Source organism: Thioclava nitratireducens (assembly GCF_001940525.2).
GTDB classification, from domain to species: Bacteria; Pseudomonadota; Alphaproteobacteria; order Rhodobacterales; family Rhodobacteraceae; genus Thioclava; species Thioclava nitratireducens.
The window spans coordinates 1269912-1288698 of the sequence record NZ_CP019437.1 but is presented as its reverse complement, the minus strand read 5'-3'; the positions used below and the strand labels follow the sequence as shown (position 1 = coordinate 1288698).

Genomic DNA, 18787 nt, shown 5'->3' with positions numbered 1-18787 from the left:
CACGCGTTCGTTGGCGGACCCTTTCGAGGGTCCGCTTTTTTGTGAGCCGCGTCGCGGATTCGCAACTGTCGCGCGGGGCGGTCTCAGCCCGCGCTCCGCGTGCCAAGGGCGCGAGATCACGGATCACTCACACCTGACAGAGCTGCGACATTTTTTCACGGCAGCGTGTGCTGAATTCTTGCCCTGCCCTCCAAATCTTCATAACCTCCCGACATTCAGACCCAAAGGGACGGGAGACCCGGGTCTGTCGGGAGAAATGGGAGATCACTATGGCGGACGCAGCCGTTCACGGCGAGGGCGCACATGAGTCGCGCGGGTTCTTTACCCGCTGGTTCATGTCGACCAATCACAAGGATATCGGGATCTTGTATCTCTTCACCGCAGGCGCGGTGGGGCTGATCTCGGTCCTGTTCACAGTTTACATGCGCCTCGAGCTGATGGAGCCGGGCGTGCAATACATGTGCGCCGAAGGCGCGCGCTTCATCGCTTCGGCTGAGGAATGCACCCCCGACGGGCACCTCTGGAACGTGATGATTACCTATCACGGCGTCCTGATGATGTTCTTCGTCGTCATCCCGGCGCTGTTCGGGGGCTTCGGCAACTACTTCATGCCGCTCCAGATCGGCGCGCCGGACATGGCCTTTCCGCGGATGAACAACCTCAGCTACTGGCTCTATGTCGCGGGCACCTCGCTCGGGATCGCCTCGCTGCTGGCGCCGGGTGGCGGTGGCGGCTCGGGCTCGGGCGTGGGCTGGGTGCTCTACCCGCCGCTATCGGTCCACGAGGGCGGTTATTCCATGGACCTCGCGATCTTCGCCGTGCACGTCTCGGGCGCCAGTTCGATCCTTGGCGCGATCAACATGATCACGACCTTCCTCAACATGCGCACGCCGGGCATGACGCTGCACAAGGTGCCGCTCTTCGCCTGGTCGATCTTCGTGACCTCCTGGCTGATCCTGCTCTCGCTGCCGGTTCTGGCAGGCGCGATCACCATGCTGCTGATGGACCGCAACTTCGGCACCACCTTCTTCGATCCGTCGGGTGGCGGCGATCCGATCCTGTACCAGCACATCCTGTGGTTCTTCGGACACCCCGAGGTCTACATCATCATCCTGCCGGGCTTCGGCATCATCAGCCACGTCATCGCGACCTTCTCGCGTAAGCCGGTCTTCGGCTACCTGCCGATGGTCTATGCGATGGTGGCGATCGGTGTTCTGGGCTTCGTCGTCTGGGCGCACCACATGTACACGGTCGGCCTGTCGCTGACCCAGCAGAGCTACTTCATGGTGGCGACGATGGTGATCGCGGTGCCAACCGGCGTGAAGGTGTTCAGCTGGATCGCGACGATGTGGGGCGGCTCGATCGAGTTCAAGACACCGATGCTCTGGGCGATCGGGTTCCTGTTCCTGTTCACAATCGGCGGCGTGACCGGCGTGGTGCTCAGCCAAGCCCCGCTCGACCGCGTCTACCACGACACCTATTACGTCGTGGCGCACTTCCACTACGTGATGTCGCTGGGGGCGGTGTTCGCGATCTTCGCCGGCGTCTACTTCTGGATCGGCAAGATGTCGGGGCGCCAATACCCGGAATGGGCCGGCAAACTGCACTTCTGGATGATGTTCATCGGGTCCAACCTGATCTTCTTCCCGCAGCACTTCCTCGGCCGTCAGGGCATGCCGCGCCGCTACATCGACTACCCGGAGGCCTTCGCCACCTGGAACTTCGTCAGCTCGATCGGTGCGTTTATCTCGTTCGCCAGCTTCGTGTTCTTCCTCGGCATCGTGTTCTACACCCTGTTCAAGGGTAAGCGCGTCACCGAGAACAACTACTGGAACGAGTATGCCGATACGCTGGAGTGGACCCTGCCCTCCCCGCCGCCGGAGCACACTTTCGAAGAGCTCCCGAAGCGCGAGGATTGGGATCACGCACACGCGCACTAGTGATCTACATCTCCTGATAACGAGAACGGCCCCGGAGCGATCCGGGGCCGTTTGCAAAAGGGCGAAAGGTTGCAGGAAGGACCGGGCGGATCATGCCCTATCGCTGGACGGATACCGAAGGCCAAACCATGGAGGCGCCCCGCTCCGAGGCTGCGCCCCTGCCCGATCAATTGCATCTGTGGCCCTACCGCTCCCTGCCGCGTAAAGGTTTCGTCTTCTTCATCGCGGCGACCGTCGTCATGGTCAGCCTGCCGCTACTTTCATTGCTGGGTCACGTGGAGCTTTGGGGGCTCTTGCCCTTCATCGCGCTCGCCATCGCGGGGGTGTGGTGGGCGATCTCGCACAGCTATCGCACGGGCGAAGTGCTCGAGATCCTGACATTCAACGGGCCCGAGCTGCACCTTATCCGCCACGAACCGGGCAAGCCGTCGCGCGACTGGGCGGCGAATCCACATTGGGTACAGGTCGATCTTCACGCAAAAGCCGGGCCGGTCGCAGCCTACCTGACCCTGCGAGGCGGCCCGCGCGAGGTCGAGATCGGTGCTTTCCTCACGCCCGAGGAACGGCAACGACTGCACCGCGAACTGGTGATCCGGCTCGCAGCCGCGCGTGCGCCGCTGCCCTCCTGATCCCCGCGGCAAGCGGACAGATCAGTCGTCCTTGCTGTCCGGAAGATCCTTGCGCTTGGTGCTCGCGATATCGTCGAGCTCGCTCTCGGACATGCTGTCATACATTTCCTTCGAGGCGCCCTGAAGATCGCCCACCTTCATCTCGCCGCGCTTGGCGGCAAGCGCCGCGCCCGCAGCTTTCTGCTGTGCCTTCGATTGTGCCGGCATCGCCGCCTCCTTTCAAAAATGCGCAAAAGAAAACGCCCCACGAGGGGGCGTTGTTCCCGGCCAGCGAAGGCAGCCGCCGATCACGAGGCGAGGCGATCCTTCACCATCGGGCCCGCCTTCGAGAAATCCATCTGTCCGGTGTATTGGCCTTTCAGCTCACCCATCACGCGGCCCATGTCGCGAATCGAATCCGCACCGAGTTTCGCGATGGCCGCTTCGATGGCAGCATTCACCTCGTCTTCGGTCAACTGGCGCGGCAGGAATTCCTCGATCACGCGGATCTCGGCCTGTTCCTTCTCGGCCAGTTCCAGCCGCCCGCCCTCTTCATAGGCCCGCGCGCTTTCCTGACGCTGTTTCACCATCTTTCCCATGATCGCAAGCACTTCGGCGTCGCCGACAGTGCCCTCGCCCTCGCCTTCGGCACGCATCGCGATCTCGCGGTCCTTGATGGCGGCATTGACCAGCCGCAGCGTCGAGAGCCGCTCCTGATCCTTTTCCTTCATCGCCGTTTTCAATGCGGCGGCGATCTTGTCGCGCATTTGCATCACATCGTGTCCCTACTTCCGTGAAGGCGCCAGAATAGCGGTATTGCGAAACGCGCACAACTCTTGCAAGTTGTTGATAAATAAGCAATTCGCAATTATCTCGTGCCCTCTTGACCCCCGCGCCCAGCGCGTCTAGGTTCCGGCGAATTTTGACATCGGGGAGTCGCGCCATGCCTGCAAGCCAGTCCGCATCGGAAAAGCCCACTGCATTGATCGCACTCGCTGATGGCTCGCTGTTCTACGGGAAGGGCTTCGGCCGCCCGGGCGAGACGGTGGCCGAACTCGTCTTCAACACGTCGATGACCGGCTATCAGGAAATCATGACCGACCCCTCCTATGCGGGCCAGGTCGTGACCTTCACCTTCCCCCATATCGGCAATACCGGCGTGAACCCGGAAGATGACGAAACCAACGATCCCGTTGCCGCCGGAATGGTGGTGAAATGGGACCCGACCGAGCCGTCGAACTGGCGCGCCGCCGAGACTCTGGTCGAGTGGCTGGAGAAGCGCGGTCGCATCGGCATCGGCGGCATCGACACTCGCCGCCTCACCCGCGAAATCCGCCAGCAAGGCGCGCCGCATGTCGCGATCGCCTACAACCCCGACGGGGTCTTCGACATCGAGGCGCTGGTACGCAAGGCCCGCGAATGGTCCGGGCTCGAAGGGCTCGATCTCGCGAAAGACGTGACCTGTGCGCAAAGCTACCGCTGGGACGAGATGCGGTGGGCCTGGCCCGAGGGTTACAAGAAAGCCGAAGGCAACGACCTGAAAGTTGTCGCCATCGACTACGGCGCGAAGCGCAACATCCTGCGCTGCCTCGCCTCGGCTGGCTGCGACGTGACCGTGCTGCCAGCCACCGCGACGGCCGAGGACGTGCTCGCGCTTGAACCCGATGGGGTCTTCCTATCGAACGGTCCGGGCGATCCGGCAGCGACCGGGGAATATGCCGTGCCGATGATCAAGGGCGTTCTGGAAACCGAGCTGCCGGTCTTCGGTATCTGCCTCGGCCACCAGATGCTGGCGCTCGCGCTTGGCGCGAAGACCGTCAAGATGAACCACGGACACCATGGGGCGAACCACCCGGTGAAGGACCTGACCACCGGCAAGGTCGAGATCACCTCGATGAACCACGGTTTCGCGGTCGACAGCCAGACCCTGCCCAAGGGTGTGACCGAGACCCATGTCTCGCTGTTCGACGGCTCGAACTGCGGTATTGCGATGGCCGATCGCCCGGTCTTCTCGGTGCAGTATCACCCCGAGGCGAGCCCTGGCCCGCAGGACAGCTACTACCTGTTCGAGCGTTTCGCGAGAGCGATGCGCGCGCGCAAGTCGTAACGCGCTTCCGGCGACTATAGGCTCCGAACTGAGGTTAACTGCCTATTAATCAAACGCGCGCATCCTGCCTTCAAGGACAGATGCGAGGTTTGGCATGGGCGCGCGGCAAAAGCTTTTGAAAACACCAGCGGCTGACGCCAAACCGGCGCCGCTGCTGCTGACCAATCCAATCGCGAATTCCATTTCTCCGCTCAGACGGCGCAGCTTTGATGCGAAGCCAAAACGACACGCCTGCCGCGCCGCGCGCCCACCTCTGGGAGAAATCCTGCTGGATCGGGACGCGGTCGATCCGGCCGATCTGCTTACGGCGTCGGCGCTTCGGCAGCGCGAAGATGTAAGGCTTGGTGATATCCTTCTCGCGAATGGCTGGGTACACGAGACCGATCTGATGGCCGCCTTGGCGGAACAACGACATGCCTCGGTCGTCGACCTGCAAGAGGAGCCGCCCGATCCTCGCCTCATCGATGCCATCGGACCGGAGCTTTGCCTGAAGCACGCGATGGTTCCCTGGCGGCGCGTCGGCGGCGTCACCCTCATCGCGACCGCACGGCCCGAGGATTTCGAGGCTCTACAGGCTTCGCTACCCACGTGCCATGCGCCCTACAGGCTCGTACTGGCCGCGGAACGCTGCGTGCATGACAGCCTGCTCACATGCCGCGAGACCGCGCTGATCCGACACGCCGAGATCAAGGTCGACCCGGTCGAGAGCTGCCGCAACCATAACGAACGGCGCGCCAGCCGGATCGCGGCGGGGCTCGTAGCGGTGACCGGGCTCGGAATGTTGCTCGCGCCCAACCTGCTTCTCGGGCTTTTCTTCGGGTGGGTGATGCTGACGCTCGTGGGTTCCATGGCGCTCAAGCTCGCAGCCTTTGCGAGCGAGATCACCGAACAGCGCAAGCCCCGCCCGGACGCACTCATCCGGGGCGCGCCGAAAGGGCGGCTGCCGATCATCTCGGTGATGGTCCCGCTGTTTCGCGAGACCGACATCGCGGCGCGGCTCGTCTCGCGGCTCGGCAAGCTGCGCTATCCGCGCGAATTGATCGATGTGATCCTCGTCATCGAACATAGCGACACGATGACCCGTGCGGCTCTTGCGAACGCCGATCTGCCACGCTGGATGCGGGTGGTCACGGTACCCGACGGGCCGATCAAGACGAAGCCGCGCGCATTGAACTACGCGCTGAACTTCTGTCGCGGCTCGGTGATCGGCGTCTGGGACGCCGAGGACGCGCCCGAGCCGGATCAACTGCAGATCGTCGCCCAGCGCTTCCTCGCGGCCCCGCCCGAGACGGCCTGCCTGCAAGGGGTTCTCGACTATTACAACCCGCGCACCAATTGGCTCGCGCGCTGCTTCACCGTGGAATATGCGACGTGGTTCCGGATGTTCCTGCCCGGGCTCGCGCGGCTCGGCTTCGTCGTGCCCTTGGGCGGAACGACCCTCTTCTTCCGCCGCGACGCGCTGGAGGAGCTGGGCGGCTGGGACGCGCATAACGTGACCGAGGATGCCGATCTTGGCGTGCGTCTCGCGCGGCACGGCTACCGCACCGAATTGATCGCTGCCGCCACCTTCGAGGAGGCGAATTGCCGCGCCCTGCCTTGGGTCAAACAGCGCTCGCGCTGGCTCAAGGGCTACGCGATGACATGGGCGGTGCATATGCGCGATCCGGTGCAGCTCTGGCGCGATCTGGGCACGAAACGCTTTCTCGGCGTGCAGATCCTGATCCTCGGTTCGCTCTCGCAATATGTTCTGGCGCCGGTCTTGTGGAGCTTTTGGCTCGCGCTGTTCGGGCTGTGGCATCCGATCGCGAGCGCCCTGCCCGGCCCGGTCTTCGCGTTAGTTATGGGGACTTTCATTCTGTCCGAGTTGATCGCGATCACGACCTCTGCCTGGGCCTGCCGGGGGGCGGAGCATCGCAACCTGATAAAATGGATCCCGACGCTCCACCTCTATTATCCGCTGGGCGCGCTGGCGGGCTGGAAGGCGCTCTACGAACTGATCGCGCGCCCCTTCTACTGGGACAAGACGAGCCACGGCATTTTCGACGACAGTGACGCGACAGCGTCGGAGGCCCGACCCGGCGACGAGATCGCCCCCGCAGAGGCCGCGGCGCGCCCGCCCCCGCAACGCGAGGCCCATTCACCGCTTATCGGATAATCAGAGAGCCTCGGCCCAGTGGCCCGCCGTCCCGTGATGCGCCGCGTCGAGCGTGAGGCGCGTCTCGAAGGCGCGCGAGATGTGGGCCCGCAGCGCCGAGGCCGCCGCGTCGCCATTGCCCTCGCGGATCGCATCGACAATCGCCTGATGCTCGTCGAGCGCCGCCTCGCCCCGGCCCTTCACCGCAAGAGAGGTGGTCGCGAGAAGCGCCATCGAGCGGTGCACAAGATCGAGCTGCTGGACGAGGTAACGATTATGCGAGGCGAGGTGAATTTGGTGGTGGAACCGGCGGTTGGCCCGGCTCAACGCTTCCGGATCGTCGAGTTGGCCGCGATCTTCGTCGATCATGTTCTGCAGCACCCGGACCTCTTCGGGAGCCGCATGTTTCGCAGCCAGCTGCGCGGCCAGCGCCTCCAGTTCGGCGCGCACGACATACAACTCCGCCAACTGGTTGTGATCGAGCGAGGCGACGATGAGCGAACGCCCGTCGCGGGCCAGCATCTGTTGGGTTTCGAGCCGCTGCAACGCCTCGCGCACCGGGGTGCGTGACACTCCGAACCGCTCCGCCAATTCGGATTCGACCAAGCGGTCCCCGGGGCGGTAGACGCCTTCGTCGATGGCGTCGAGTATGAGAGTGTAGGCGTCTTTTTGCATGCATCCTGCTTTCGAGATCTGCCAGAGATTAGGCGCGGCGCGCACCCGGTGACAAGCAGATTGCACCCGCGCGCCCCGCAACTTAGCTTGCAGCCCATGACAGACAGCACCGCGCCTGCCCCCGCCTCCGCCGCCCCCGCCGACCGCGACCTCGCCGCCGAGTTCGCGCATGTCGACGCCTGGGTGTTCGATCTCGACAACACGCTCTACCCGCCGGAGGCGCGACTCTTCGACCAGATCGAGGTGAAGATGACCGATTTCGTGATGCGCTCGCTGGGCGTCGATCGGGCGCGGGCCGATCACCTGCGCAACCACTACTGGCAGCTTTACGGCACCACGCTGGCCGGGCTGATGCACGAGCACGACGTCGACCCGGCGCCCTATCTGCACGAAGTCCACGAGATCTCACTCGATCATTTGGTCAAGGATGATGCGCTGCGCGAAGGCATCGACGCGCTCCCGGGCCGCAAGATCGTCTACACGAACGGCTCGGCCCCCTATGCCACACGGGTCATCGAGGCGCGTGGGCTGACCGGGCTTTTCGACGGGGTCTATGGTGTCGAGCACGCGGAGTTTCATCCAAAGCCGCGCGGCGAAGCCTTCAACCGGATATTCGCGCAGGCCGAGATCGAGCCCACGCGCGGCGCTATGTTCGAGGACGACGCCCGCAACCTGCGCCATCCCCATGCACTCGGCATGAAGACCGTGCATGTCGCCCCCGCCCCTGCGCCAGAGGATCACATCCACTACCACACCGCCGATCTCGCCGCGTTCCTGCGCGAGATCACGCGCGATTGAAGGCAAAGTGACGACTCTGCGACAATATGGCACGGCTTCGCGTCTTTATCGGTCCGCGATGCATCTTTAAGTGACGGGGGCCTGTCAGGGAGACAGCAAACGGGAGAATCGATATGACCATGACGACTGCCGACTCCGGCGTTTCGGCCTATGCGGCCAATCATTCCGAAACCGAGCACAAGCAGATTACGCCTGCTTTCATGTTCACCCTCGCGCTTGTCGTCGTGGCTCTGGCCGCTGGCATGGTTGTGACCATGGGCCTCGGTGGCCTCATCCTCTGGGCTGTTGGCGCAACCTGGATCATGCTCGCCCTTCTCGTGGTGATGACCGCAGGCGGCTGACGTCCTATTCGAAGAATTCTCGCCCATGGCGAACACGGCCCGGATCCGCGCGATCCGGGCTGTTTCTTTTTGTGCTCCCCCTTCGGGATTTGCGCGGGGCCGTCTCGCGTTCCGCTGTGTCGCCACGTCGCATCCCAGCGGCGGATCATTGCACCTGCCCGCGCCGGAGGGCAAAATGGCACGGACATTGACGGAGGCGCCCCATGGCCGAGACCCGCACACCCATCGACACCGATATCCTGATCTCCGGCGGCGGCGTCGCCGGCCTGACCGCAGCCGCGGCCTTCGGGCAGGCGGGCTTCACCACGATCTGCGTTGATCCCACGCCGCCGGTCACCGAAGAAGCAGCCGAGGGCGCGGATATGCGCTCGACCGCGTTCCTGCGTCCTTCGCGGGAGGTGCTGAAAGCGGCGGGAATCTGGGATCGGCTCCTGCCCTATGCCGCGCCGCTGCAGATCATGCGGATCGTCGATGCGGGCGGCGAAAGCCCGACCGCACGGCTGACCCGCGATTTCGACGCAGCCGACTTGTCCGACGAACCCTTCGGCTGGAACTTCCCGAACTGGCTGCTGCGCCGCGAGCTGGTGGCCGCCCTTGCCGATAATCCGCTCGTCGATTTCCGCCCCGGCATCGCGACGACTGGCCTCGTGACCCGCGAAAGCGGCGCCGAGGTGACGCTGTCCGACGGCACCCATGTGCGCGCCCGTCTCGTGATCGGGGCCGATGGCCGCAATTCCTTCGTGCGCGAAGCGGCTGGCCTCGGCGTAAAGACGATCCGCTACGGCCAGAAGGCACTGGCCTTCGCTGTCACCCACCCGATCCCGCATGACAACGTCTCTACCGAGATCCACCGCTCGGGTGGGCCGTTCACGCTGGTGCCGCTGCCCGACCGCGATGGCAAGCCGTCTTCCGCGATCGTCTGGATGGAGCGCGCCGCCGAGGCCGAGCGCCTCGCCACGCTGCCCACGGAAGCGTTCGAAGCGGCGATCATGGAACGCTCGACCGGGCTTCTCGGGCCGCTGAAGCTGGAGACCCGCCGCGCGGTCTGGCCGATGATGACGCAGATCGCGGATCGGTTCTCGGGCCAGCGCGTGGCCCTGATCGCCGAGGCCGCCCATGTCATTCCGCCGATCGGCGCGCAGGGGCTGAACATGAGCCTCGCCGATCTGGCCTGCCTTCTGAAGCTGGCCGAGGAAGACCCGGTGCATCTGGGCGAGGCGAAGATGCTCGACGCCTATCACCGTCGCCGCTGGCCGGAGGTGAAGGCGCGGGAGGTGGGGATCGATCTGCTCAACCGTGCCTCGATGGTCGAGGCCCAGCCACTGCGCGATCTGCGCGCGGGCGTCTTGGGCGCGCTCTATTCCCTCGGACCGGTGCGCAAGACGTTGATGAAGGCGGGGCTTGGCGTGCGTTAAGCCGCTGCCGGGCGCGGATGCAGCCATGCACCGCGCCAGAACCGGCGCATCATCATCGCCCCCGCCGATGCGAGGCCGAGGACGAGGCCGAACCACAGCCCCACCCCGCCAAGATCCAGCGTGAAGGCGAGAAAGTAGCTGGCCGGGATGCCGATCAGCCAATAGCTCGCCACCGCCATCCACATCGGCACGCGCGTATCCTGCACGCCACGCAGCAGTCCCAGAGCCATCACCTGCATCAGGTCGAACAGCTGGAAGATCGCCGCGACCATCAGAAAGCGAACGCCGTAGAGGACGATCTCGGGCGTGGCCGGGTTGTCCGCATCGAGAAACAGGCGCGTGAGCCAAGGCCCCGCGAAGACGAAGACCGCGACCGTCAGCAAACCGAAGCCCAGCGACATCCCCGTCACCGCCAACGCCCCGTCACGCAGCAGGCGCGGATCACGGCGCCCATGCGCCCGACCTGCCCGCACGGTGGCGGCGTTCGAGAGACCGACATGCACCATGAAGGTGATCGAGGAGACCTGCAGCGCGATCCCGTGCGCGGCCAGTTCGACCGTGCCGATCCAGCCCATCATCAGCGCCGAGGCCTGAAACATCGAGCCTTCCGCGACGGAGGTCAGCCCCACCGGCAGCCCCATCTTCGCAACGATCCAGAACGCCTCCCAATCGGGCCGCCAGAAGCGCTGGAACAGCCGGATATGAGTCAGTCCGGGCGCACGCGCGGCATAGATCGCCTGCGCGACGAGGTTCAGCACCATCGCGCTCAGCGAAGCGATCGCCGCACCGCGCACCCCCAGTTCCGGCGCGCCCCAATTGCCGAAGATCAGGATCCAGTTGACGCCCGCGTTCAGCAGAACCGCCGCAAGCGTGATCCAGAGCAGCACCGCCGTGCGCTCCTGCGCGGACAGGTAGGACCGGATCACCATCATCGCGAGCCCCGGCGCGAGCGCGAAGCCGAGGATACGCAGGTAATCCTGTGCGAGCGCCGCGATCTCGGGCTTCTGCCCCAGCAGCTCCAGCACCGCGCCGGAATTCCAGAACAGCGGGAGCATCGCGACGCCGAACAGGATCGATAGCCAGATCCCCATTCGGGTGTCGCGCCGCGCCTGCACCTCGTCATCCGCGCCCAGACTCGCCGAGACGCGCCCCATCACCGCCAGCGCGATCCCGTTGCCCAGCATGAAGATAGAGAAGAAATAGGAGGTGCCCAGCACCAGCGCCGCCAGCGCCTCGACGCCATACCAGCCCACCATCACCGTATCGGTCACGTTGAGCAGCATCTGCGCGAGATTGGAGCCGATCAGCGGCAGGCCCAGAGTGAAGATCGCCCGCACATGGCGGGCGAGAGGCATCGCTTGGCTCTGCGACTGGGGCGGCGGCGCGCTCTGATGGGGATCGTTGCTCGTCATGAGCGAGCGCTAGCCCCGCCCGCTGCGGCGGTCAAGAGAGCGGTTACTCCCCCACCTCTTTCTTGCCGGTAATCATCGGCCTGACGAGATTCACGCCCTTCCACGCCCGGTAATAGACGATGGCCGCGATATGGATGCCGACCACGATCAGCAGCAAGGTCGAGACAAGCTCGTGGATCTTGGGCGCCCAGCTCGTGCTGATGCTCTCGGGCACGGAGCCCGCAAGCGGACCGACGTTGATATAGTCCTGCGGATCGGATGTCAGCCCGGTCACGACCTGCACGATCAGAAGCCCCAGCATCACGACGACAGACCAGCCGCCAAGCGGATTATGCCCGACATGGTCGGAGCTTTCCTTGGATGGCAGGTGGCGAAGATAATCCGCCACCTCCTTGGGCCCATAGAGGAAGTGCGAGAACCGCGCCGTGCGCGGCCCCACGAACCCCCAGATCAGACGCACCGCCAACAGTCCCGCGATGACGTAGCCCGCATAGAAATGCCATGTCATCTGGTTCGGCCCCCACTCCCCCAGGCCCCAGGCAACGGCAAAAGCCAGCACCAGAAGCCAGTGGAACAGGCGCACGACGGGATCCCAGACCGTGACGGTCTTCTTCGCGGGGGCGGCGGCAGTGTCTTTCATCAGGTGTTACTTCGCGCGGAACTCGTCATGGCAGCTCTTGCAGGCGCCGCCGAGTTTCCCGACGGCCGGCTGAAGCGTGTCGAGGCTGCCCGCTGCGGCAGGCATCTCCGCCGCGGCCTGATGCAAACCGTCGAGCTTCTGTCCGAAGAGATCCATGTTCGACCAGATTTCCGACTTCGCGTGGGTCTCCATCATGTCGTCGACCGAGGTGCCCTCGACGAAGAGCGGACGGATATCGACCTTGGCGAGCGCCGCGATGTTGTCAGCGGCGGTCTGTGCCTTGGCCGCGTCGAACTCGGTCTTGCCCTGCGCCATTGGCGCGAGCACGGCCATCTGGGCGCCGAGCAGATCGAAATAGCCCTGGCGCGCGTCCACCGCATCCTTGGGCGATTGCGCGAAAGAGGCGGTAGCGGCGAGGGTCAAGGTCAGGGCGAGGAGAGGCTTGCGCATGAGGAACTCCAGTCTGCGATGGCGAAAACGTATCGAATTGATGTTACACGCAATCGTGTCATTCCGAAGACACTCCTTTGTGCGCAAACACACATCTCCCCTCGCGGAGCGATAGGCACGCGCGGGCGCTTCGGCAAGTTCCGGCCGACCGCCGAGGGAGGATGCAAAAACGCCTGAATACCGTGCAGAAAGCGCGACGGAACATCGAGCGTTATGCGTAGAAGCCGCGCGAAGTCCCGAATTTCCTGACGAAAGCTGCAGAATCACCGTGCGGGTTTGCGGACGACGAAATCGATCAGCGCCGCGCGCCCGGAATGGCCCGCGCCCTCGTCTAGATCGGCATCGTAATCGGCCTGATGCAGCACCTCCCAGCGCGGGAAGGCGTCACGCAGGAGATCGAGATCGTAAAGCTGTTCCACGATCCCCGGGCCGCCCGTGCCGTAGCGCGGCTGGCGGCGCGCGAAGCCGTGGATCAAAGCGAGACCGCCGGGTTTGAGTGCGGTCGCAATGCCGTCGAAAATCTCTGCCCGAAAGGCCGGGTCGGCGAACTGGATGAAGCAGGCGAGCACGGCGTCGTATTCCCCCGCGGCCAGTCGTAGCCGCGCAAATCGGCGTCGATCGTCTGCATAGACACGCCCCGCTCCTGCGCCAGTTCGGCAGCCTTTCGGCGCGCGTTTTCCGAGGGTTCTAGGGCGGTCACCTGCAGCCCGAGGCTCGCGAGATAGGTGCCGTTGCGACCTTCGCCATCGGCGATACTCAGAAGCCGCGCCCCAGGCGCGAGACGCCACGCCTGACGCGCCACGAAATCCGCCGGGGTCGTGCCATAGAGATACTCGTCTCCGGCGAATCTTTCGTTCCAGCCCATGCGCTCCTCCGGTTCCTCTCTTTGACATGGATTGCGACACGCCAAGGGACAAGGCGAAAGGGGCCCGGGAGTTCCCGCTCGGCGATCACATGCTCAGGATTTGGTCACGCGACGCTGATCGGGATGAAGAGATGCACCAAGAATATGCTGCGAGGAATGCACGACATGGCTCGCATGGCCGACGATCAGCGGATCGGGCGGTGTCGCGATCGAGGGATCCTTGTCGGGATAGTCCAGCGTCGAGAGGAAATGCTTCATGCAGTTCAGCCGCGCGCGCTTCTTGTCGTTCGATTTCACGATGGTCCAAGGGGCATCGGCGGTATCTGTATAGAAAAACATCGCCTCCTTCGCCTCGGTGTAATCGTCCCAGCGATCGAGGCTTGCCAGATCGATCGGCGACAGCTTCCAGCGCTTGAGCGGATCGGTTTCACGTGCCGTGAACCGGCGGCGTTGCTCCTCACGGGTGACCGAGAACCAATATTTGTAGAGCCGGATGCCCGAGCGCACGAACATCCGCTCCAACTCCGGGGTTTGGCGCATGAATTCGAGGTAGTCGTTGGGTTTGCAGAAGCCCATCACGCGTTCGACGCCCGCGCGGTTATACCAGCTGCGATCGTAGAAGGTCATCTCCCCCGCGGTCGGCAGATGCTCGACATAGCGCTGGAAATACCATTGACCCTGCTCCTCCTCGGAGGGCTTGTTGAGCGCCACGACCCGGGCGAAGCGCGGATTGAGATGCTCGGTGAAGCGCTTGATCGTGCCGCCCTTGCCCGCCGCGTCGCGGCCCTCGAAGAGGATCACGAATTTCTCGCCGGTCTCCTGCGCCCATTTCTGGACCTTGAGCAACTCGGCCTGAAGCTGCGCTTTCTCCGTCTCGTAAGCGGGGCGCGCCATTTTGCGACGATAGGGATATTTGCCCGTCTCGAAGGCCAGCCGCACCGCGTTGGGATCGACGCGCGGGAATTGCTTCGGGCCCGCCTCCTTCAGCAGGGCCTCGACGCCTGCGGGCGATCCCTCCGCCGGAAGGGAAGGCGCGTCGACCGCCATCTCGGCGGTCGCGGCTTTTGCAGTCGTATCCCGCTCGGTCGTGGCCTGATCCTTCATGCCTATACCTCCGTTGGCTGAACCTTGCGAAGCGTCGCGCAATCCCGCGTGATGTGCCTTGATACGTGTCAAAAACCCGTGTCTGCTGACCTTCCGGCGGGTAAAAACGCCCCCGAAATCGCGCGAAACGAGGGAACGGACATGATCACGATCTACGGCAACTATCATTCGCGGGCGAGCCGGGCGCTCTGGCTGCTCGAGGAGTTGGGCCTGCCGTTCCGTCTGCGCCGAGTCGTGCAGGCGAACCGGTTCAAGGATCCGCTCGCGCCGGAGGTGCCGCTCAACACCCGCTCGCCCGAATTCCGCAAGCTCTCGCCGATGGGCGCGATCCCGGTGCTGGAGGAAGACGGGTTGATCCTGACGGAGTCGCTTGCGATCAACCTGCATCTCGCTCGCAAGGCGGGCGGGCCCCTTGCCCCCGCGCATGAGCGCGAGCTGTCGCTGATGGAGCAATGGGCGCTCTTCGCCGCGACCTGGATCGAGACCGACGCGCTCGCGCTCAGCTTCGTCTATCGCCGCAAGGAACAGGACACGCCCGAGGGCAAGGCCGAGATCGCCTCGCTTCTATCGAAGCTCGCCCGGCCGCTGACCGCGCTCGAGACCCATCTGGAGACGCATAGCCATATCGTGGGTGGCCGGTTTACCGTGACCGATCTCAATCTGGCGGAGGTTCTGCGCTACGGGCAGGACCACCCCGAGTTCCTCGCCCCCTATCCGCGACTGCAAAGCTGGATCAAGCTTTGCCAGAGCCGCAAGGCCTTCCGGGCAATGTGGGACAAGCGCGAGGCCGAGGCGATTTGATTCGGCGGGTTCGGCGTAACGTCTAGACCGAAAGGTATACGCGCAGGGATGCACGTCCGCGTCTTTGCTCAAACCATGGGCAGGCGCTTAGCCACCACTTCGCCTTTCGGTCAGGTCCGCCTTACCAAGCGGTCAGGATTTCCGCAGCAGGGCAAATTCAGGTTTGGCCAAGATCTTTCCCTTACGTCATCTTAACGGGGTGAAGAGGGTTAGAGGACACCATGCCTGCCTTGCTTGGATACAGCTTGTGTTTGAGTGCGACGCTGGTCGTGATCGCGGGCGATTTCATTCTGAAATCCGCGGTTGAAAGGGGGCACGCGCTGCATTCGCCGTCTGTCTTGCTCGGTGGCGCGCTTTATGCCGCCTCGGCAGCAGGTTGGTTTCTGGCCTTGCGGCAGGTGTCGCTGGCGCAAACCGGCGTGGCCCCGACGCTTTTCACGTTGATGGCTCTGGTGACGATGGGGGTCGTACTGTTCGGCGGAAAACTCGCCCTGCGGGAAGTCCTCGGTATCGCAATGGCGGTGGGGTCGATGCTGCTCATGGCGCGCGTCGCTTGAGAGTCGGTCGTTTCCGGGGGTTGTGGGGCTTTCGGAACGCATCGGGGCGGTGGGGTCTTCTTGCTCCTCCGCCCCAACCTGCGGTATCTCTTGTTTAGAAAACTACAAGAGAAAGCGAGCAGCATGGCCGACGATCTTCTGACGCCCCAGACCGATTCCTATGACGCCTCCTCGATCGAGGTGCTCGAAGGTCTCGAACCCGTGCGAAAACGCCCCGGCATGTATATCGGCGGCACGGACGAACGCGCGCTTCATCACATGGTGGCCGAGGTGCTCGACAACTCGATGGACGAAGCGGTGGCCGGTCACGCCAGCCGCATCGAGGTCGAGCTGCTGGCCGATCACTCGATCGTCGTGCGCGACAACGGGCGCGGCATCCCGATTGACCCGCACCCGAAATTCCCGGGCAAATCCGCGCTGGAAGTCATCCTCTGCACGCTGCACGCGGGCGGCAAGTTCTCGGGCGACGCCTACGAGACCTCGGGCGGTCTGCACGGGGTGGGTGCTTCGGTGGTGAACGCGCTGTCGGATTCGATGGTCGTTCAGGTAGCCAAGAACAAGGAGCTATATGAACAGCGCTTCTCGCGCGGCATCCCGGAAGGTCCGGTCGAAAAGATCGGCGCGGCGCCGAACCGGCGCGGCACCACGGTCACTTTCCATGCCGACGAGCAGATCTTCGGCCATCACCGGTTCAAACCCGCGCGCCTGCTGAAGATGGTGCGTTCGAAGGCGTATCTCTTCTCGGGCGTGGAGATTCGCTGGAAATCCGAGATCGACGACGGCGAGACGCCGACCGAGGCCACCTTCCACTTCCCCGGCGGCCTCGCCGATTACCTGACCGAGACGCTGAGCGGCGCCAGCACCTATGCCGACCGCCCCTTCTCGGGCAAGGTCGAGTTCCGCGAGAAGTTCAACGTGCCGGGTTCGGTCGAATGGGCGATCAACTGGACGCCCTCCCGCGACGGTTTCATCCAGTCCTACTGTAACACCGTGCCCACCCCCGAGGGCGGCACCCATGAGGCGGGCTTCTGGTCCGCGATCCTCAAGGGCATCCGCGCCTATGGCGAGCTGGTGAACAACAAGAAGGCCGCGCAGATCACCCGCGACGACCTGATCACCGGCGGCTGCGCGCTGGTCTCGTGCTTCATCCGCGAGCCGGAATTCGTGGGCCAGACCAAGGACCGTCTGGCCACCGTCGAGGCGCAGCGTCTGGTCGAGGGCGCGGTGCGCGACCACTTCGACAACTGGCTGGCCTCGGACACAAAATCCGCAGGCGCGATCCTCGATTTCCTCGTGCTGCGCGCCGAGGAACGCCTCAAGCGCCGGCAGGAGAAAGAGACCCAGCGCAAATCGGCCACCAAGCGGCTGCGCCTGCCCGGCAAGCTGGTCGACTGTTCGGCCACGAACCGTTCGGGCACCGAGCTGTTCATCGTCGAGGGCGACTCGGCAGGCGGTTCGGCCAAGATGGCGCGCGACCGTAAGAACCAGGCGCTGCTGCCGCTGCGCGGCAAGATCCTCAACGTGCTGGGCGCGGCAAGCTCAAAGCTCGGCTCGAACCAGGAGATCAACGACCTGACGCAGGCGCTCGGCGTCGGCCTCGGCACCAAGTTCAACGTCGACGACCTGCGCTACGACAAGATCATCATCATGACCGACGCGGACGTGGACGGCGCGCATATCGCCTCGCTCCTGATGACCTTCTTCTTCACCCAGATGCGCCCGATGATCGATCAGGGGCACCTCTATCTCGCCTGCCCGCCGCTCTACCGCCTGACCCAGGGCGCCAAACGCATCTATGTGGCCGACGACGCCGAGAAGGAGGCGATGCTGGAGAAAGGTCTGGGCGGCAAGGGCAAGATCGACGTGCAGCGCTTCAAGGGTCTGGGCGAGATGGACGCGAAGGACCTGAAAGAGACCACGATGAATCCCGAGACGCGCAAGTTGATCCGGGTCACGATCCACGACGACGAGCCGAACGAGACCGGCGATCTGGTGGAGCGCCTGATGGGCAAGAAGCCCGAACTGCGGTTCCAGTATATTCAGGAGAACGCCCAGTTCGTGGAGGAGCTGGATGTTTGATTTAGGGGGAGCCGTTTGAAGGCTGGGCAATTTCAGGTTCAGAAAGAACTATCTGATGAATACCTGCTCGCGCTTGGGGTCTATGTCCAAACTTGCGCACGGATCGAACTTTGGGCAGCCCGGCTCATCTCGCTGACGGGTGGAATGAAAAGGGGCGATCCGGACTTTACGACAGAAGTTGACGAGCTCCGGACGGGGCACACACCAAAGCTTGTCGACAGTCTCAAGCAAAGTCTTGAAACTCTAGCCGCGCAAGGTTCGTCAAACCACGCTCTCCTCGCGATTAGCGCGCAGATAGATGACCACATGAAAAGGCGCAACGCTGCCGTGCACGGTGTCCACTCCTCACACGAGGGTTGGATCGTGATAGATACTGGTGAGAAGCCGAAGATTGGGCGCCCCAAGGCTTTGGCCCTCGATGCAAATACAATCCGAGCAACTGTCGCTGACGCAGAACGTATTCTGCAACTGCTCCGAGGTTTCCGCGAACAATCCGGATGATATCGTTCCGCCCGGGCGACCAGTCCGGGCAGCGCCCGACCCTCCCCCGGGAGGGCGCATTGACGACGCAGCCCACAGCCTTCCCGTCCTCCGGGTTTGCAAGATAAACCGCTCAAACCAACCGACAGCGAAGCGCCCACCCAAGGCTCGGGCGCTGCCCTCATCTCTTATCACACGCGCCCGTCCGGCCCTTCGCTCGCGCTCCGGGCGTTCGCCGGGGCGTCCTTCCACTGGAAGGCCGCTAGTCCCGGCTCACCCCTCCCCCGGGAGGGCGCATTGGCGATGCAGCTCACAGCCTCCCCGTCCTCCGGGCTTGCAAGATAAACCGCCCAAACCAAACGACAGCGAAGCGCCCCCTGC

21 protein-coding genes are annotated in these 18787 nt (G+C 64.0%); 11 read left to right on the top strand and 10 right to left on the bottom strand.

Translation table 11 applies throughout. The features are described from left to right. Positions 1-269: 269 nt before the first annotated feature. Both ctaD and BMG03_RS06350 read left to right on the top strand, forming a co-directional pair. Positions 270-1940 (top strand): cytochrome c oxidase subunit I, encoded by a 1671-nt coding sequence (gene ctaD, locus BMG03_RS06355; RefSeq protein WP_075776256.1) that lies wholly within the window; start codon positions 270-272, stop codon positions 1938-1940. A 92-nt stretch (positions 1941-2032) separates the two neighbouring features. Further along, a complete protein-coding gene (locus tag BMG03_RS06350; RefSeq protein WP_075776257.1) occupies positions 2033-2569 on the top strand; it encodes a DUF2244 domain-containing protein in 537 nt (178 codons plus the stop codon). Positions 2570-2590: 21 nt separating this feature from the next. Here the strand turns inward: BMG03_RS06350 and BMG03_RS06345 are convergent, their stop codons facing one another. Continuing rightward, positions 2591-2776, bottom strand: coding sequence for a DUF3008 family protein (locus BMG03_RS06345; RefSeq protein WP_075776258.1), 186 nt, complete (start codon positions 2774-2776; stop codon positions 2591-2593). An 80-nt stretch (positions 2777-2856) separates the two neighbouring features. Further along, positions 2857-3321 carry a GatB/YqeY domain-containing protein gene (locus BMG03_RS06340; RefSeq protein WP_075776259.1) on the bottom strand — a complete coding sequence of 155 codons (465 nt, stop codon included), beginning with the start codon at positions 3319-3321 and terminating at the stop codon, positions 2857-2859. A 170-nt stretch (positions 3322-3491) separates the two neighbouring features. Between BMG03_RS06340 and carA the strand changes: the two genes are divergently transcribed. Continuing rightward, complete coding sequence (gene carA, locus BMG03_RS06335) at positions 3492-4655, top strand: glutamine-hydrolyzing carbamoyl-phosphate synthase small subunit (RefSeq protein ID WP_075776260.1); 1164 nt, start codon at positions 3492-3494, stop codon at positions 4653-4655. 70 nt (positions 4656-4725) lie between these two features. Here carA and BMG03_RS21010 read toward each other — a convergent pair whose 3' ends face one another. Then, entirely contained in the window at positions 4726-5070 is a 345-nt protein-coding gene (locus tag BMG03_RS21010; RefSeq protein WP_244271004.1) for a hypothetical protein, read from the bottom strand. On the opposite strand from BMG03_RS21010, the gene BMG03_RS06330 reads away from it, so the two are divergent. Continuing rightward, on the top strand, positions 4954-6810 hold the full coding sequence (locus BMG03_RS06330; RefSeq protein ID WP_483028324.1) for a glycosyltransferase: 1857 nt from the start codon (positions 4954-4956) through the stop codon (positions 6808-6810). The two genes, BMG03_RS21010 and BMG03_RS06330, sit on opposite strands and share 117 nt — an antisense overlap. On the opposite strand, the gene BMG03_RS06325 is transcribed toward BMG03_RS06330, so the two are convergent. Beyond that, entirely contained in the window at positions 6811-7464 is a 654-nt protein-coding gene (locus BMG03_RS06325) for a GntR family transcriptional regulator (RefSeq protein ID WP_075776261.1), read from the bottom strand. Positions 7465-7560: 96 nt separating this feature from the next. Here BMG03_RS06325 and BMG03_RS06320 point away from each other — a divergent pair, with 96 nt between their 5' ends. The 3 genes from BMG03_RS06320 (at position 7561) to BMG03_RS06310 (ending at position 10018) form a co-directional block, all read left to right on the top strand. Beyond that, positions 7561-8262, top strand: coding sequence for a pyrimidine 5'-nucleotidase (locus BMG03_RS06320; RefSeq protein WP_075776262.1), 702 nt, complete (start codon positions 7561-7563; stop codon positions 8260-8262). 113 nt (positions 8263-8375) lie between these two features. Beyond that, on the top strand, positions 8376-8603 hold the full coding sequence (locus BMG03_RS06315; RefSeq protein WP_075776263.1) for a hypothetical protein: 228 nt from the start codon (positions 8376-8378) through the stop codon (positions 8601-8603). Between the two features lie 203 nt (positions 8604-8806). Continuing rightward, a complete protein-coding gene (locus tag BMG03_RS06310; protein WP_075776264.1) occupies positions 8807-10018 on the top strand; it encodes a UbiH/UbiF family hydroxylase in 1212 nt (403 codons plus the stop codon). Here BMG03_RS06310 and BMG03_RS06305 read toward each other — a convergent pair. The 6 genes from BMG03_RS06305 to ppk2 form a co-directional block, all read right to left on the bottom strand. Beyond that, on the bottom strand, positions 10015-11373 hold the full coding sequence (locus tag BMG03_RS06305; protein WP_075776437.1) for an MATE family efflux transporter: 1359 nt from the start codon (positions 11371-11373) through the stop codon (positions 10015-10017). The two genes, BMG03_RS06310 and BMG03_RS06305, sit on opposite strands and share 4 nt — an antisense overlap. Positions 11374-11473: 100 nt before the next feature. Further along, on the bottom strand, positions 11474-12070 hold the full coding sequence (locus tag BMG03_RS06300) for a cytochrome b/b6 domain-containing protein (RefSeq protein ID WP_075776265.1): 597 nt from the start codon (positions 12068-12070) through the stop codon (positions 11474-11476). Positions 12071-12076: 6 nt separating this feature from the next. Beyond that, positions 12077-12520, bottom strand: coding sequence for a c-type cytochrome (locus BMG03_RS06295; RefSeq protein ID WP_075776266.1), 444 nt, complete (start codon positions 12518-12520; stop codon positions 12077-12079). A gap of 263 nt (positions 12521-12783) precedes the next feature. Next, positions 12784-12996 (bottom strand): hypothetical protein, encoded by a 213-nt coding sequence (locus tag BMG03_RS21005; protein WP_244271002.1) that lies wholly within the window; start codon positions 12994-12996, stop codon positions 12784-12786. Then, a complete protein-coding gene (locus BMG03_RS06290) occupies positions 12993-13385 on the bottom strand; it encodes an SAM-dependent methyltransferase (protein WP_244271001.1) in 393 nt (130 codons plus the stop codon). The genes BMG03_RS21005 and BMG03_RS06290 overlap by 4 nt, the downstream gene beginning before the upstream one ends. 93 nt (positions 13386-13478) lie before the next feature. After that, complete coding sequence (gene ppk2 / locus BMG03_RS06285) at positions 13479-14432, bottom strand: polyphosphate kinase 2 (RefSeq protein ID WP_088722182.1); 954 nt, start codon at positions 14430-14432, stop codon at positions 13479-13481. A 198-nt stretch (positions 14433-14630) separates the two neighbouring features. Between ppk2 and BMG03_RS06280 the strand changes: the two genes are divergently transcribed. From BMG03_RS06280 to BMG03_RS06265, 4 genes are all read left to right on the top strand, one after another. Next, on the top strand, positions 14631-15290 hold the full coding sequence (locus BMG03_RS06280) for a glutathione S-transferase family protein (protein ID WP_075776269.1): 660 nt from the start codon (positions 14631-14633) through the stop codon (positions 15288-15290). Positions 15291-15511: 221 nt separating this feature from the next. Continuing rightward, entirely contained in the window at positions 15512-15847 is a 336-nt protein-coding gene (locus BMG03_RS06275; RefSeq protein WP_143597868.1) for a hypothetical protein, read from the top strand. Positions 15848-15970: 123 nt separating this feature from the next. Next, positions 15971-17926 carry a DNA topoisomerase IV subunit B gene (parE, locus tag BMG03_RS06270; protein WP_075776271.1) on the top strand — a complete coding sequence of 652 codons (1956 nt, stop codon included), beginning with the start codon at positions 15971-15973 and terminating at the stop codon, positions 17924-17926. A 15-nt stretch (positions 17927-17941) separates the two neighbouring features. After that, entirely contained in the window at positions 17942-18427 is a 486-nt protein-coding gene (locus BMG03_RS06265; RefSeq protein ID WP_075776272.1) for a hypothetical protein, read from the top strand. Positions 18428-18787: the final 360 nt, after the last annotated feature.

What these genes read in the sequence shown, in the direction of transcription:
- ctaD (WP_075776256.1), top strand. Translation starts at nt 270, where the DNA reads ATGGCGGACGCAGCCGTTCACGGCGAGGGCGCACATGAGTCGCGCGGG.
- BMG03_RS06350 (WP_075776257.1), top strand. Translation starts at nt 2,033, where the DNA reads ATGCCCTATCGCTGGACGGATACCGAAGGCCAAACCATGGAGGCGCCC.
- BMG03_RS06345 (WP_075776258.1), bottom strand. Translation starts at nt 2,776, where the DNA reads ATGCCGGCACAATCGAAGGCACAGCAGAAAGCTGCGGGCGCGGCGCTT.
- BMG03_RS06340 (WP_075776259.1), bottom strand. Translation starts at nt 3,321, where the DNA reads ATGCAAATGCGCGACAAGATCGCCGCCGCATTGAAAACGGCGATGAAG.
- carA (WP_075776260.1), top strand. Translation starts at nt 3,492, where the DNA reads ATGCCTGCAAGCCAGTCCGCATCGGAAAAGCCCACTGCATTGATCGCA.
- BMG03_RS21010 (WP_244271004.1), bottom strand. Translation starts at nt 5,070, where the DNA reads ATGTCGTTGTTCCGCCAAGGCGGCCATCAGATCGGTCTCGTGTACCCA.
- BMG03_RS06325 (WP_075776261.1), bottom strand. Translation starts at nt 7,464, where the DNA reads ATGCAAAAAGACGCCTACACTCTCATACTCGACGCCATCGACGAAGGC.
- BMG03_RS06320 (WP_075776262.1), top strand. Translation starts at nt 7,561, where the DNA reads ATGACAGACAGCACCGCGCCTGCCCCCGCCTCCGCCGCCCCCGCCGAC.
- BMG03_RS06315 (WP_075776263.1), top strand. Translation starts at nt 8,376, where the DNA reads ATGACCATGACGACTGCCGACTCCGGCGTTTCGGCCTATGCGGCCAAT.
- BMG03_RS06310 (WP_075776264.1), top strand. Translation starts at nt 8,807, where the DNA reads ATGGCCGAGACCCGCACACCCATCGACACCGATATCCTGATCTCCGGC.
- BMG03_RS06305 (WP_075776437.1), bottom strand. Translation starts at nt 11,373, where the DNA reads ATGCCTCTCGCCCGCCATGTGCGGGCGATCTTCACTCTGGGCCTGCCG.
- BMG03_RS06300 (WP_075776265.1), bottom strand. Translation starts at nt 12,070, where the DNA reads ATGAAAGACACTGCCGCCGCCCCCGCGAAGAAGACCGTCACGGTCTGG.
- BMG03_RS06295 (WP_075776266.1), bottom strand. Translation starts at nt 12,520, where the DNA reads ATGCGCAAGCCTCTCCTCGCCCTGACCTTGACCCTCGCCGCTACCGCC.
- BMG03_RS06290 (WP_244271001.1), bottom strand. Translation starts at nt 13,385, where the DNA reads ATGGGCTGGAACGAAAGATTCGCCGGAGACGAGTATCTCTATGGCACG.
- ppk2 (WP_088722182.1), bottom strand. Translation starts at nt 14,432, where the DNA reads ATGGCGGTCGACGCGCCTTCCCTTCCGGCGGAGGGATCGCCCGCAGGC.
- BMG03_RS06280 (WP_075776269.1), top strand. Translation starts at nt 14,631, where the DNA reads ATGATCACGATCTACGGCAACTATCATTCGCGGGCGAGCCGGGCGCTC.
- BMG03_RS06275 (WP_143597868.1), top strand. Translation starts at nt 15,512, where the DNA reads ATGCCTGCCTTGCTTGGATACAGCTTGTGTTTGAGTGCGACGCTGGTC.
- parE (WP_075776271.1), top strand. Translation starts at nt 15,971, where the DNA reads ATGGCCGACGATCTTCTGACGCCCCAGACCGATTCCTATGACGCCTCC.